Origin of the sequence: Rathayibacter sp. VKM Ac-2762, assembly GCF_009866585.1 — a bacterium.
GTDB lineage: Bacteria > Actinomycetota > Actinomycetes > Actinomycetales > Microbacteriaceae > Rathayibacter.
Genome location: NZ_CP047419.1, coordinates 2886272 through 2900110, shown reverse-complemented (window position 1 = coordinate 2900110; position 13839 = coordinate 2886272). Strand labels below are relative to the sequence as shown.

Here is a 13839-nt window from a genome sequence, read left to right as displayed (position 1 = left end):
GGCATGGCCCCTCACACGGATCCCCGCCGATGACTCTGCAGGACCTCGCCGACGAGCTCGCCCAGGCTCTCGACCGCCCGGTGACGATCGAGGACGCCTCGAGCCGGGTACTGGTGGCGACGCGCGCGCGCGAGGAGGCGCCCCGCGACGGGGTGTTCCCCGTCCAGGATCCGCGGGGCCGGCTCGCGACCCTCCTCCTCCCCCGGGAGCGGCCCGCGCCGCTCACTCCGGCCGAGTACTCGCTCATCGATGCGGCCGTCGGAGCGATCCGCCGCCTCCTCGGCCCCTCGACGCGGGCGGGCGGCAGCTCCCGGCGCGCGGACGTCCTCGCGGCGCTCCTGGCGGCCGACGGCGGCACCCGGCGCGCCTCCTTCGCCGAGGCGGTCGAGCGCCGCTGGCTGCGCCGTGACGCCCAGACCGTGGTCCGCGCGGTGCGGCTGACCGGCCCGACCGGCTCCCTCCAGCGGACGGCGCTGGCGCGGCGGATCGACGCGAGCGCCGCCTCCGGGCTGACGTTCCTCGGCGACCAGGAGGGCGTGCTGTTCTTCGTGAGCGTGGAGGCGCCCGAGGCCGCCGCGGAGGCGGACGACGTCCTGCGGGCGGAGGCGCGCGGCCGCGGCACGGCCGTCGACGCGATCGGCTCGGCGCGCTTCGACGTCCGCGACGACGACCTCCTCCCGACCGCCGAGCGGGCCGCCCTCGCGGCGACCATCGTCGGCTCCCTGCCCGACGGCCGCGGCCGGGCCGACATCGCCGAGCTCGGGGCCTGGGTGCTCCTCGCCTCGATCGGGGCGGACAGCTCGCAGCTCGCCATGCTCTCGCCGGCCGCGGCGATGCTGCTCGAGCGGGGCGACGAGGTGCAGCGGCGGACGGTCGAGGCCTACCTCGACGTGCGCGGCAGCGTGCGGGAGGCGTGCGGGCTCCTCCACATCCACCGCACCACGCTCTACTACCGCCTCGACAACCTGCCCGAGGCGGTCCGGGAGGCGCTCGACGACGGCCTCGCCCGCAGCACGCTGCACCTCTGCCTCAAGCTGATGAAGTTCCGCGACGGGCTCGAGCGGCGGCGGGCCTCGTGACCGTGGCCGGGGACCTCCCGCAGGTCCGCCTCTACGGGCGGCGCGAGAGCCGCGACGCGTGGGAGATCCGCGACCTCCTCTCGCGCAGCGTCGTCTCGTTCTCGTGGACGCCGATCGACACGGACGAGCAGTGCCTCGCCGTCGCCGGGCATCCGCTCGCCACCGCGTCGCTCCCCCTCGTGGTGTTCCCGGACGGCAGCCGCGCCTCCGATCCGACGCTCGCCGAGGTCGCGGCCCGGCTCGGCTGGGTGGGCTCGCCGCGGCTCGCGGAGTACGACCTCTCCATCTACGGAGCCGGCCCGGCCGGGCTCTCGGCCGCCGTGTACGCCGCCTCGGAGGGGCTGAAGGTCGTGGTCCTCGAGCGCTCGGCGATCGGCGGGCAGGCCGGCTCCAGCAGCCTGATCGAGAACTACCTCGGCTTCCCGCACGGGATCGCGGGAGCCGATCTGGCCGAGCGCGCGCGGCAGCAGGCCGTCTCGTTCGGCGCCGAGCTGCTGCGGATGCGCGAGGGGATCCGCGGGCGCTTCGCCGACGACCGGATCCACGCGCTGCTCGCCGACGGGACGACCGTCGTCGCCCGCACCAACATCTGCGCCACGGGCATCCAGTGGCGCCGGCTCGGCCTCGAGCGCGAGGACGAGCTGCTCGGCGTCGGCCTCTACTACGGTGCCGGCACGAGCGAGGCGCCGCTCTGCGAGGGCGAGGACGTCGTGGTCGTCGGAGGCGGCAACTCGGCCGGGCAGGCCGTGATGAACCTCTCGGCGCACGCGCGGCACGTGACCATGCTGGTCCGCGGCCCGGATCTGGCCGACAGCCTCTCCTCCTACCTCGCGGAGCGCGTCGTCCGGCAGCCGAACGTGACGATCCTCCTCGACTCGCGCGTCACCCGCCTGCACGGCGCCGACGCCCTCGAGTCGATCGAGGTCGAGAACTCGGCGACCGGCGCGCACGGGGCGCTCGCCACCTCCCACCTCTTCGTCTGCATCGGCGGCGAGCCGGACACGACGTGGGCGGCGGAGACCGCGATCGTCCGCGACTCCGGCGGCTACCTCGTGACGGGACCGGACCTCGCCGGCGAGCACGCCGCTCCCGACTGGCCGCTCGAGCGGGCGCCGTTCTACCTCGAGACCAGCGTCCCCGGCTCCTTCGCCGCGGGGGACGTGCGCCGCAGCTCGGTCAAGCGCGTCGCCTCCGCCGTCGGCGAGGGCGCGATGGCCGTCACCTTCGCCCACCGCCACCTGCAGGAGACCTCGTGAGCCGCCGGCTGCCGACGGTGCGCCACGGCGTCGGCTTCTGGATCGTCGCCGCGACCTTCCTGCTCGTGATGGCGTACTCGACGGTGCCGACTCCGCTCTACCCGCTCTACCAGCAGCTCGACGGCTTCCCGCCGTTCGTGATCACCGTCGTCTTCGCCGCCTACGCGGTCGGAGTGATCGTGAGCCTGTACCTCGCCGGTCACGTCAGCGACTGGCTCGGCCGCCGCCGAGTGCTGCTGATCGCGGTGCTCGTCTCGGCGGTCTCGGCCGTGCTCTTCTCGCTGACGACGGAGGTGCCGGGGCTGATCGTCGCCCGCTTCGTCAACGGCGTCAGCATCGGGATGCTCACCGCCACGGCGACCGCCCACCTCGGCGAGCTGCGCGCCCGCGCCCGGCCCGACGAGAACACGATCGTCGCCGCGTCGATCTCGGGCGCGGTGAACCTCGGCGGACTCTCGCTGGGCCCGTTGCTCGGCGGGGTCTTCGCCGAGTTCCTGCCCGATCCGCTCCTCCTGCCGCACCAGGTGTTCCTGGTCGCGCTGCTCGTGGCGGGCCTGGCGCTGCTCCTCGTGCCCGAGACGGTCGACGTGCCGGAGACGGCGCCCGCCTACCGGCCGCAGCGGCTCTCGGTGCCGGCGGACGCGCGCCGGGCGTTCCTGCTCGCGGCGTTCGGAGCGTTCTCGGCCTTCTCCGTCCTCGGCCTCTTCACCTCGCTCGCACCGACGTTCCTGGTGCAGACCTTCCAGGTGCGCGACCACCTGCTGGCCGGCGCGACGTCCTTCGCCGTGTTCGCCTCCGCGGCCCTCGGCCAGCTGCTGCTCGTGAAGGTGGGGACGCGCCTGCAGCTCTCGATCGCGGTGGCGGGCTGCGCGGTCGGGCTCGCGGCGGTCGCGGCCGGAGCGATCGCTCCGCAGCTGGGGGTGTTCCTCGCCGGCGCCGTCGTCTCGGGCTTCGGGGTGGGGCTGCTCTTCAAGGGGTCGATCGGCACAGCGGTCGCCCTCGCGGATCCCGCCCGCCGGGGCGAGACCCTGGCGGTGGTGTTCCTGGTCGCGTACACGGGACTCGCGGTGCCCGCACTGGCGGCGGGAGCGGCGCTCAACCTCGTCGCCGCGACGATCGTGCTGACGGTGTTCGCGGCGCTCGTGCTGGCGGCGACCGCGACGGCCGGCGTGCTGCTGCGCGCCCGCACCGTGGCGGCCGGGCGATGAGCGGCGGAGCGGGGCGGCGCTGCGGGGTGCGGGCCGGCGGCCGTCCGGGTGCCGGCCGCGTGCACCCCCGGACGGCCGCCCGCCGCATCAGAAGTCCTCGCGCCGCTCCTGCTCGGCCTCGGCGGCCGGCTCGAGCGCGGCGAGATCCCCGAGCGCGAGGCGCAGCTGGCGCAGCAGCCACTCCTCGGTCAGCGCACCGGCGTCGAGCGCGTCCAGCCGGCGGAGGCGCTCGGCCGCCGACCCGGTGAGGTCGGCGGGCGTCCCCGCGCTCATGCGCCGTACCCCGCTCCGCGGAGCAGGCGGCGCAGGTCGACGAGCTGCTGCTCGTCCACGTCCTTGTGGTGCGGCCGGTGGAGCGTCTCGGTCGTCGAGCCGACCGTCACCGAGAAGGCGCCGTCGTGCTTCTCGTGGACGGTGCCGACGGCCTCGAGCAGCGTCAGCACGTCCGCCCAGAGGACGTTGTGGCTCGGCGAGTCCTCGAGCAGCCGCTCGAGGGTGTCTCGCTGGTTCGAGTGGAGGTGGCGGGTGTCGGTCATGAACGGCCCTTCGGTGTCTGCGCACGCGCCCCGGTGGCGGTGCTCGGCGTCGCGTCCGACGGTAGGCGCGCGGGTGGAGCGGGTGCGCGAGTCGGATGACTCGAAGAGCGGACGCCGCGGGGCGGCCCCGCGAGAGGTGCGGTCCCCGCGAGAGGTGCGGCCGTGAATCCGGAGCCGAGCGACCGCCTCGACGAGGAGGACCCTCCCCGCACGCCCGCGCTGCCCGAGGCCGCCGTCTCCGCCGCGTCGCTCCCGGACCGGCCGGCCGCGTTCCTCAACGCCCTGCTGACCGAGCACTTCGTGCTGGAGTCGGCGCGCGGCATCACCGTGACGGAGTCGAGCAGCCGCGCCTCGCTCTATCTGACGATGCTCTCCAGCTCGCTCGTGGCCTTCGGCTTCCTCGCCCCGACCCGGTACGCGATGGGGTTCCTCGCGGTGATCATCCCGGTCGTCGTGCTGCTGGGGGTGTTCACCTACGAGCGGCTGGTGCAGACCTCGATGGAGGACATCGCCGCGCTGACGGCCATCCAGCGCATCCGCCGCTACTACGGCACGCTGCTGCCCGGCGCGGGCGCCTACTTCGCGGTGCCGCGCGGCCGCCACGCGCCGAACGAGCTGCTCGAGATCGGCCGACGGCAGAGCTGGCGGGGCATCTTCTTCACGATGTCCTCGGCGATCGCGGTGGTCAACTCGATCGTGGCGGGCGCCGGAGTCGCGCTCGCGCTGACGCAGAGCGGCGCGGACGAGGTCCCCGCGATCGCGTGCGGGATGGCGGCCGCGGTCGTCCTCGCGGTGCTGCACGGGGTGTACCAGTTCCACCGCTACCGGCAGATGCGGCTGCGGATCGCCGAGGCGGAAGCGCTGGACGGGGTCGAGAGGGGGTGACGGGGCGGGGTCCGGCCGGCGGGGTCTGGAGCTGACGAACGCCGATCAGGCGCGGCGTCGGCCGCCGGCTGGGCAGCTGGCTCCGACCTGCTCCCGCGACTGCTCAAGAGTTGTCGCACTCGACGCCCAGTGCGACGACTCCTGGACTCTCGTGGCGATCGCTCCTCGGCGGGCCGCCGCGAACATCCAGAAGTCGCCGTGGTCGGTCGCGAGCACGGCGACTTCTGGCTGCACGCCGCCTGTAAACAAGCGTTGGGTGTCGGCGGCTCCGACGGCCGCGACTGCTCGAGAGTTGTCGCACTCGACGCCCAGTGCGACAACTCCTGGACCTCGTGGCGATCGCTCCTCGGCGGGCCGCCGCGACCATCCAGAAGTCGCCGTGGTCGGTCGCGAGCACGGCGACTTCTGTCTGCACGCCGCCTGCGGACGTGCGCAGGGAGCCGGCGGCCGGCGACTGTCCAGGAGTTGTCGCAGTCGATGCCGAGTGCGACAACTCCTGGACTCTCGCGAAAGTCCTGCGCTCCCGCGGAGGCGCGCGGCTCAGCCCCGCTCGGCGCGCTCGGCGCGCTCGGCGCGCTCGGCGCGCTCGGCGCGCTCGGCGCGCTCGGCGAGGAGGTACTGCCAGTCGCGCGGCACGCGGTCCTTCGGCCCCGGGGTGGTCTGGCTCGCCGGGTGGCTCTGCGGGTCGGCCAGGGCGGGGCCGTCGGCGTAGTCGTCGGTCCGGTAGTCCCAGAACCAGTCCTCGCCGGGCTCGAAGCTGCGGATGACCGCGTGGCCCGTCGAGTGGTAGTGGGCCGTCGCGTGGCGGTTCAGCGAGTCGTCGCAGCAGCCGATGTGCCCGCAGAGCGCGCAGCGGCGCAGGTGCAGCCACCACGAGCCGGACTGCTCGCACTCGACGCAGCCGGGGCCGCTCGGCGGGACGGAGGGGTCGATCATCTGCTGCGACGTCATGCGCTCAGCATGCGCCTCCCGCGGCGGCAAGCACCAGGTCGGATGACTCGATCCTGCGGCTCCGTCATGCGCTCCGGGCGTCCTCGAGGCTGAGGAGCGCGTCGCGGAGCCCGGCCCGCGAGGTCACCCCGAGCTTGGGGAAGATCCGGTACAGGTGCCCGCTGACGGTGCGGGGCGAGACGAAGAGCTGCTGGGCGATCTGCTTGTTCGACAGGCCGGCAGCGGCCAGAGAGACCACGCGCCGCTCCTGCTCGCTGAGGTCGGCGGCGACCGGCGCCTCCCCCGCTCCGCCCGCCGCCCGCAGCTCGTGCTGGGCGCGGGCGAGCCAGAGCTCGGCCCCCACCGCGGCGAATCCCGCGGCGGCCTGGCGGAACCGGGTGCGCGCCTCCAGCGGGCGCATCCGGCGGCGCAGCCACTCGCCGTGGCAGAGCTGGACGCGCGCCCGCTCGAACGGCCACTCCTCGGAGGCCGGGTCGAGGGAGCGCTCGAAGAGGGCGCCCGCGCCGCCGGTCTGATCGAGGACCGCGGTCGCCGCGAGGGCGAGCATCCGCCCGCGGGGAGCGAGGGGCCGCGCGGCGAGGTCCGCCGCGGCCGTCGCCAGCTCGGCGCAGTGCTCGGGCAGGCGGAGGCGCGAGGCGGCCTCGGCTGCGTCGAGGAGCTCCAGCGGATCGCCGCCGGCGCGGGAGGAGGAGCGGGCGTGTGCCTCCTCGAAACGGCCGCCGCCGAGGTCGAGCGAGCACAGGGCGTGATCGGCGGCGCGCGCGACCGACGCCGCTCCGTGCCGCAGCGCCCAGGCCGTCGCGCGCTCGGCGCACTCGAGGGTGCGTGCGCGGTCGCCCTGCACGGCGTGGACCCGGGCTCGAGTCGCGTCGATCAGCGCGCGCACGGCGGGCAGGTCGTCGGCGCGGGCGGCGGCGCGGTCGAGGTCGGCCGAGGCGTCGTCGAGGCGACCGCCGTCGAGTGCGGTGGTGCCGCGGCGGAGGAAGGCGAGGGCGCCGGGCAGGCCGTCCGCCTCCTCCCCGCCGTCGAGGAGCCCGGCGAGGCAGTCGCGGCGCTCGTCCGAGACCTCGAGCAGCGACCAGGCGAGGTGCAGCGCGACCGTCTTCCACGGGTCGCCCGTGACCGCGGAGTCCTCGGCGAGCCGCAGGCGACGCTCCCACTCCTCGTCCGGGACCGGCTGCACGCAGGCCTCCACGAGGCGCAGGACAGGATCGAGGGGGTGCTCCTCGCCGACGGCGAGCGCCTCCTGCCACCACGCGGGATCGCTGCGGAGCATGCAGGCGAGGTGGAGGACGGTCGTCAGCAGGTCGGCGGCGGCGTGAGGGGCGACGCGGTCGGCGGAGAGGCTGCCGGCGTCGTCGCGGGAGGCGTCGGTCTCGGCGGGAGCGACACCGCCGACTGGAGAGGCACCGCCGGCGAGCGAGGCACCACCGACTCCCGCGCCCCCACGCCCCACCCGAGCGCCGAGCCCCCGGAGGGCCGCGCGGCGGACCCCGCCCACGTCCCCCGTGCGGAGCAGCGCATCGGCCAGCCGCGCCGCCTCGACGCCGGCCCCGAGAACCCCGCCGTCCTCCCGCGAGCGCTCGACCACCCGCTCGAGGGCCGCCGCGTCGCCGGTGAAGGCCGCGACGGCGGCCGCGCGCGCCTCGAGCTCCTCCTGAGCAGCACCGCGCGCACTCGACCGCGCCTCGGCGAAGAGGAGCAGCGCCTCCTGCGGCCGACCCGCGCGGAGTCGCTCCTCCGCCGCGTCCCTCAGCAGCCGCGCCCGCTCCTCCGGCCCGGCCGCGTCGTCCGCCGCGAGCAGCAGGCGGAGGTGCGGGGCCGACTCCGGGCGCTCGGCGAGCCGCCTCCGTGCCGCCCGCAGCGCTCGGGGCGACGCCGTCGAGAGCACCACCGCGCGGACCACCGGGTCGCGGAACGCACGGCCGCCCGCCGTCAGGATCCCCGCCTGCACCAGGGCGCGGTCCCCGTCTCCGGGGGCCGACCCGATGCTCTCCGTGAACTCGGCGCCCGCCACCGCGGCGACCAGGAGCGCCTCCCGGCACTCCTCCGACAGCGGAGCCAGCAGGTCGAGCACCCTGGTCTCGGCCTGCTCGAGCCGCGGGTAGACCGGGAAGGGCGAGGGAGCGTCCTCGTCGGCCCAGGCCCGCCCGAGGACGTCGAGGAGCAGCGGATTCCCCTCCGCGACCCGCAACAGGCGCGCCTCGACGGCGAGCGACCGCCGGCCGCCGTGGGCGCGCAGGAAGCCGCAGGCCGCCTCCGCGTCGAGGGGCTCGGTGCGACGGTGCCGGAGGCCCTCCCAGCCGGCGAGGACGCGCCGGTCGCCGGTGGCGAGGAGGCAGGCGGCGCCGACCTCGTCGACCAGCCGGGTCACCAGGGCCTGGAGGGTCTCGCGGGCGGCGACGTCGAACCGCTCCCAGTCGTCGACGACGATCAGGAAGCCGGGGTCGCAGGGCGAGGCGGAGGAGTCGCGCACCCGCTGCAGACGGCCGATCAGCGTGGCGAACAGTGCGAGCGAGGACGCGCCGATCACGGCGTCGCCCCGGTCCGGCCGCACCTCCACGACTTCGCAGCCGGCGGCGCGAGCGGTGGCCGCGGCGGAGCGCAGCATGTGCGTCCGGCCCGAGCCGATCCCGCCCTCGACCACCAGGAGCCGCTCCCGCGCGGGCGACGCCGAGCTCAGCATCCGGACCACCACGTCCTCGGGGGCGCTCGGGTGCGCGGGCGGCGAGGAGAGTGCACTGATCGTCATCGCGACTCCTGAGGGACGGGTTCCGAGGACCCCATGCTGACCGCCGGGCGCGGCCGCGCTCTCCTCCCTCTGTCGGAACCCTCCGGAGCGCACCCTCTGTCGAACCGTCCCGAGCGCCCGTCTCCCGGTCGGCGCCGGGCAGGAGGCACAGGAGGGCAGTGGGCCCCGCGAGCGCCCGACGGTACTCTGTGTCCCACCGGACGACCGGTACGGCCCCACCCCCGCACGACCGCCGCTCGACGCGGCGGGTGATCCGATGGAGTCGCACGATGAGCTCTCGCAGCCCCCTCGCGGAGTTCCTCCGCGCTCGCCGGGCGGCGCTGCGGCCGGAGCAGGTCGGCGTGCCGACCGCGGGCACCCGGCGGCGGGTGCCGGGCCTGCGCCGCGAGGAGGTCGCCGACCGCGCCCGGATCAGCCGCGACTACTACCTCCGCGTCGAGCAGGGGCACGCCGTCGCCCCCTCCGACCAGGTGCTGAACGCCCTCGCCGAGGCGCTCGCCTTCGACGAGTTCGAGCGCGCCTACCTCTTCCGGCTGGCCCGGCTGCGCCCCGGCCCGCGCGATCCCGACTCCCCTCCGCCGGGCCAGGGCGCGGAGTCGCTGCTCGCCCACTGGCCGAGGACCCCGGCGTACGCGTTCGACCGCAACCTCGACGTCCTCGGCGCGAACGACCTGATGAGCCGTCTCGCCCCCGACAAGGGCGTGCCCGGCGCCAACATGCTGCTCTCCACGTCCCGCGGCTACGTGCGCGCCGTGGCGGACGGCGACCCGCCGGACCAGCTGCAGGCGTGGGGCCAGGTCTTCCGCGAGCTGATCGCCGCGCTGCGGTTCTACAGCGACCCCGACGATCCGCGGCTGCACGAGATCGTCGGCGAGTGCTCGGTCGAGAATCCGCTGTTCCGGTCGATCTGGGCCGAGTACCAGGTCCGCCCCTTCACCCACCGGTGGATCCGCGTCCACGTCGAGCCGTTCGGCTGGCTCGACCTCGAGATGCAGACCCTGGAGCTCGCCGGCGCTCCGGGCCGGTACGTCGTGACCTACCTCGCGGCAGCGGGGACTCCGGCGGCTGCGGCCGTCGACGTCCTCGCCTCGCTGCGGCCCGCTCCGGAGGCGGGCACCGCGCTGGCCGCCTCGGCCGGCGCCTGACGCGTGGCCGCGAGCCGGGCGAGAGCCTCGCGATCCGTCGCGTCACCCGCCTCGAACAGGAGCAGGAGGCGCGCGCCGTCCCGGACCAGCCGGTAGTCCATCGGAACGGAGCCGACCGCGGTGTCGAGGAACACGACCGACCCGCGTGCGTCGGCCTCCGCTCCAGCCGCCCACGAGTCCGCGAACCGCGGGCTCCTCGCCGAGAGCTCCCCGACGACCGTCAGGAACTCGCGGTCCCCCCGGTGCCGGTCGAGCGAGTCGCGGAGCATCGCCGCGACCTGATCGGCGGCGGAGCCCCAGCAGGGCAGGTCCTCGACCTCGGACGAGTCCAGGAAGGTGAAGCGGGCGATGCTCACTCCTGGGGCGAAGGCGGGCGAGAGCGCCCGCGCGAGCGGAGTCGCGGCCAGCACGCGCAGGTGCCGATCCAGCAGCACCGCCGCCCTCCCCGCCCACGGCAGGAGCGCCGCCTCGTGATCCTCCGCCATGTCCCCGTCCCCTCAGCGCGTCCCTCCCTCAGCGCAGCGGAGTGATCCCCTGCGTCCCTGGCGGGAAGGTCGCCAGCACCTCCTCCGGGATGTTCAGGTGCTGCGCGACCAGCGACGGCGGCAGGTGGCTCAGCCACTGGGCGAGCGACACCTCCTCGTAGCGGGAGCTCTTGAAGGTCTCGATGTAGACGAGCGTGTCGTCGCCGGTGTTCTCCACGTAGTGGCCGAAGTTGCGGCGCACGACGCCCACGTCTCCGGCGTGGAAGTCGGTCGTGTTGGCGTGCGGGCCGGTGTTGAAGACGGTCATCCGAGCGGATCCGCGGAGGTAGTACTGCCACTCGTCGGCGTTGGGGTGCCAGTGCAGCTCGCGCATCGAGCCGGGCTCGACGGTCGTCAGCGCGGCCGAGACCGTGCGCGAGGCCGGGAAGTTCGTGCTGTCGGCGATCTGGATCCGGCCGCCGCTGTTCTGGTACGCGGGCTCGGAGCGGGAGAGCCGGAAGATCACCGCCTCGTCGCCGTCCTGCACCCCGGCCGCGGCCCGGTCGGCCTGGAGGTCGCCGGGCACGTCGCCCGGGAAGATCCAGAGGTCGTGCAGCGGGATGTCGCGGAAGACCTCCTGCGCGACGCCGAAGTTCTTCGCCAGCACGTCAGGCGGCGTGTGCGCGAACCAGTCGGTGAGCAGGAGCGTGTTGCTCTCGGACTGCTCGCCGTCGTCGAACGCGAGCACGAACTCCGCCCCGTCCGGGCCGAGGCCCTGCAGGGAGTGCGGCAGGCCGGGCGGGAAGTACCAGAGATCCCCCTCCTGCACATCGTCGACGCTGGGCCGGCCGGTGCGGCTGAGCGTGGTGATGCGGCAGTTCCCCTTGGTCATCAGCGCCCACTCGGCGCTCTGGTGCCAGTGCAGCTCGCGGATCCCGCCGGCCTCGAGGTACATGTTCACGCCGGCGATCTCGTTCGAGATCGCGAAGTCGGCCTGCGTGAGCTCGCGCGCCCAGCCTCCCCGCTGCACCCGCCGCGGCGAGATGTTGAAGGAGGACCAGAAGAACGGCTGCGTGCTGATGTCCGTCGCGGGCGCGGCGATCTGGTTCGGGAACAGTCCCTCCAGGACGCGGTTCTGCGGGCCGGTCATCGTGTTCGCCGAGGGATCGCCCTCGGTGTTCACGATCCCCTCCTGGGGGAGGTCCGGGTCTCCGAAACCGGGGGTCTCGTGGTGCGGAGCGGTGCTGTCGTCGGGTTCCACGGCGTTCTCCCTGCTGATCGTCCTGCGCGCCTGCGCTGCTCCGATCCCACCGCTCCGGCCCGGGCGGCACCACGGTCATCCGACTCGATCCGCGCCCCGACGACCCACCCGTGTCAGCCGCCCAGGCCCTCGAGCACGTCCCGCGAGGGCACGAAGTAGACCCCGCCGGTCGTCGCGGTCGAGAAGTCGAGGAGGCGGTCGTGCCGGCCTGCGGGCACGCCGACGAACATCCGCGTCAGCATCGTCTCGATCACCGACAGGTCGGCGGCCAGGCCGAGGAAGTACGTGCCGAACTCGCCCCTGCCGGGCCGGCCGAAGGGCATGTTGTCGCGGAGGATGTCGTGCTCGGTCCCGCCGGCGTCGACCACGGTCGCGAGCCCCTTGTGCGAGAGCTGCGCCGGATCGTCCTCGCGCTCGACGTTGTCGGCCTTGCTCCGGCCGATGACCCGCTCCTGCTGCTCGGTGGTGAGCGCGTGCCAGGACGTCAGGTCGTGCAGGTACTTCTGCACGACCAGGTAGCTGCCGCCCGCGAACGCCGCGTCCTCCGCGCCGATCAGCGCGACGCGGGGCAGCGCCTCCCCGGTCGGGTTCTCGGTGCCGTCGACGAAGCCCAGCAGGTCGCGGTTGTCGAAGTAGCGGAAGCCGACCACCTCGTCGCGGACGACGACGTCCTCGCCGAGCGCGTCGAGCAGGAGGCGCTCGAACTCGAAGCAGGCGTCGTCGCGCTCCGCCCGGATGTGGAACAGGAGGTCGGTCTGCGTCGAGACGGCCGTGTGCGCCGCGCCCACCACCTCCCTGAACGGGTGCAGCTGTACGGGGCGCCCCTCCCCGCCGAAGCGGCCCCACGCGTCGCTCCCGATCCCGACCAGGCAGGAGAGGCGCAGGCCCAGGTCGCGGAAGCCGACCGCTCGGAGGATCCCGCCCACGTCGGCGACGACGTCCCGCACGCGGTCCGCGGCGTCCTGCCCGCCGACGATGTCGAGCGAGAGGAAGACGGCGGACCGGCTGAGCGGAGCGACGACCGCCTGCGGCTCGATCGGGACGCGGTCCTCGACGGTCACCGGAGCACCGCCGGCCGGAGCGTCGTCGTCAGGGGCGTCGGCAGGGCCGACGTCGTGGGCGTCGTCGTGGGCATCGCGACCTCCGATCCGCGCGCCGCGGGAGGGCGCGTCCGCCGCGATCCTGTCAGCGTCCGCGGTGCGGGTCACGAGTCATCCGACCCCACACGGCGTGCGCGGCCGGCGGCCTCGCCACCGCCCATGCGACCAGGTCTGGACGATCGTCGGAACATCTCCCCGCGCTCTTCAGGGAGCGCTCCCACGCGCCTATCGTGGAGCCGCTCCCCACCCTCATCCGGGGAGGCACCACCTTGGACACGACCCGGGCCGGGCTCGGGATCGACACGAGCACGGAGGTTCGAAGATGCCGTTTGTGACCACGGACGACGACGTCGAGATCTACTACAAGGACTGGGGCAGCACCGACGCGCAGCCCATCGTCTTCCACCACGGCTGGCCGCTGTCGTCCGACGACTGGGACGCGCAGATGCTGTTCTTCCACGCGCGCGGCTACCGCGTCATCGCGACCGACCGCCGCGGGCACGGACGCTCGACCCAGGTCGGCACCGGACACGACATGGACCACTACGCCAGCGACGTGAACGCGGTCGTCGAGCACCTCGACCTGCGGAACGCGATCCACATCGGCCACTCCACCGGAGGCGGTCAGGTCGCGCGCTACGTCGCGAAGTACGGCGAGCCCCAGGGTCGCGTGGCCAAGGCCGTCCTCGTCTCGTCGGTCCCGCCGCTGATGGTGCAGACCGAGGCTAACCCCGAGGGCACGCCGATCTCGGTGTTCGACGGCTTCCGCGACGCTCTCGCGGCGAACCGCGCCGAGTTCTACCAGGCCGTGGCCTCCGGGCCCTTCTACGGCTTCAACCGCGAGGGCGTCGAGCTCTCGCAGCCCGTGGTCGACAACTGGTGGCGCCAGGGCATGACCGGATCCGCGCTCGCGCACTACGAGGGCATCAAGGCCTTCTCGGAGACGGACCAGACCGAGGACCTGAAGGCGATCACCGTCCCCGTCCTCGTCACCCAGGGCGACGACGACCAGGTCGTCCCCTACAAGGACGCCGCGCTCAAGCAGCACGAGCTGCTGCAGAACTCGACGCTCAAGATCTACGAGGGCTACCCGCACGGCATGCTGACCGTCCACGCCGACGTCATCAACCCCGACCTGCTGGCCTTCATCCAGGAGTAGCGCGGCACGCTCGCAGGCGCGTCCCGGCCGTTCCGGGGCGCGC

13 protein-coding genes are annotated in these 13839 nt (G+C 74.4%); 6 read left to right on the top strand and 7 right to left on the bottom strand.

What is annotated here, in order from left to right; genetic code table 11:
* The first annotated feature begins 29 nt into the window (after positions 1-29).
* The 3 genes from GTU71_RS13645 to GTU71_RS13635 are packed head-to-tail and all read left to right on the top strand — an operon-like array spanning position 30 to position 3543.
* Positions 30-1079, top strand: a complete 1050-nt coding sequence (locus GTU71_RS13645; protein ID WP_159940553.1) for a helix-turn-helix domain-containing protein — start codon at positions 30-32, stop codon at positions 1077-1079.
* Positions 1076-2335, top strand: a complete 1260-nt coding sequence (locus GTU71_RS13640; protein WP_208543589.1) for an FAD-dependent oxidoreductase — start codon at positions 1076-1078, stop codon at positions 2333-2335. Before GTU71_RS13645 ends, GTU71_RS13640 begins: the two co-directional genes overlap by 4 nt.
* Positions 2332-3543 (top strand): MFS transporter, encoded by a 1212-nt coding sequence (locus GTU71_RS13635; protein ID WP_244230564.1) that lies wholly within the window; start codon positions 2332-2334, stop codon positions 3541-3543. Before GTU71_RS13640 ends, GTU71_RS13635 begins: the two co-directional genes overlap by 4 nt.
* An 87-nt stretch (positions 3544-3630) precedes the next feature.
* Here GTU71_RS13635 and GTU71_RS13630 read toward each other — a convergent pair whose 3' ends face one another.
* Positions 3631-3816: a hypothetical protein gene (locus GTU71_RS13630; RefSeq protein ID WP_104224778.1), complete on the bottom strand. Its 186-nt coding sequence runs from the start codon at positions 3814-3816 to the stop codon at positions 3631-3633.
* Positions 3813-4079 (bottom strand): hypothetical protein, encoded by a 267-nt coding sequence (locus GTU71_RS13625; protein WP_104257441.1) that lies wholly within the window; start codon positions 4077-4079, stop codon positions 3813-3815. The genes GTU71_RS13630 and GTU71_RS13625 overlap by 4 nt, the downstream gene beginning before the upstream one ends.
* Before the next feature lie 162 nt (positions 4080-4241).
* Here GTU71_RS13625 and GTU71_RS13620 point away from each other — a divergent pair, with 162 nt between their 5' ends.
* Positions 4242-4964 (top strand): hypothetical protein, encoded by a 723-nt coding sequence (locus tag GTU71_RS13620; protein WP_159940551.1) that lies wholly within the window; start codon positions 4242-4244, stop codon positions 4962-4964.
* 540 nt (positions 4965-5504) lie between these two features.
* Here GTU71_RS13620 and GTU71_RS13615 read toward each other — a convergent pair.
* Together GTU71_RS13615 and GTU71_RS13610 are read right to left on the bottom strand one after the other, a co-directional pair.
* Entirely contained in the window at positions 5505-5915 is a 411-nt protein-coding gene (locus tag GTU71_RS13615; protein WP_159940549.1) for a UBP-type zinc finger domain-containing protein, read from the bottom strand.
* A gap of 64 nt (positions 5916-5979) precedes the next feature.
* A complete protein-coding gene (locus GTU71_RS13610) occupies positions 5980-8667 on the bottom strand; it encodes a LuxR C-terminal-related transcriptional regulator (RefSeq protein ID WP_159940547.1) in 2688 nt (895 codons plus the stop codon).
* 269 nt (positions 8668-8936) lie between these two features.
* On the opposite strand from GTU71_RS13610, the gene GTU71_RS13605 reads away from it, so the two are divergent.
* On the top strand, positions 8937-9812 hold the full coding sequence (locus tag GTU71_RS13605) for a helix-turn-helix transcriptional regulator (RefSeq protein ID WP_159940545.1): 876 nt from the start codon (positions 8937-8939) through the stop codon (positions 9810-9812).
* Here the strand turns inward: GTU71_RS13605 and GTU71_RS13600 are convergent.
* The 3 genes from GTU71_RS13600 to GTU71_RS13590 all read right to left on the bottom strand — a co-directional run bounded on the left by GTU71_RS13600 (position 9704) and on the right by GTU71_RS13590 (position 12745).
* Complete coding sequence (locus GTU71_RS13600; RefSeq protein ID WP_159940543.1) at positions 9704-10297, bottom strand: hypothetical protein; 594 nt, start codon at positions 10295-10297, stop codon at positions 9704-9706. The two genes, GTU71_RS13605 and GTU71_RS13600, sit on opposite strands and share 109 nt — an antisense overlap.
* Positions 10298-10325: 28 nt before the next feature.
* Positions 10326-11537, bottom strand: a complete 1212-nt coding sequence (locus GTU71_RS13595; protein WP_244230563.1) for a cupin domain-containing protein — start codon at positions 11535-11537, stop codon at positions 10326-10328.
* A 113-nt stretch (positions 11538-11650) separates the two neighbouring features.
* On the bottom strand, positions 11651-12745 hold the full coding sequence (locus GTU71_RS13590; RefSeq protein ID WP_347877595.1) for a Dyp-type peroxidase: 1095 nt from the start codon (positions 12743-12745) through the stop codon (positions 11651-11653).
* 214 nt (positions 12746-12959) lie between these two features.
* Between GTU71_RS13590 and GTU71_RS13585 the strand changes: the two genes are divergently transcribed.
* Positions 12960-13796: an alpha/beta hydrolase gene (locus GTU71_RS13585; RefSeq protein ID WP_159940541.1), complete on the top strand. Its 837-nt coding sequence runs from the start codon at positions 12960-12962 to the stop codon at positions 13794-13796.
* The last annotated feature ends 43 nt before the right edge of the window (positions 13797-13839 follow it).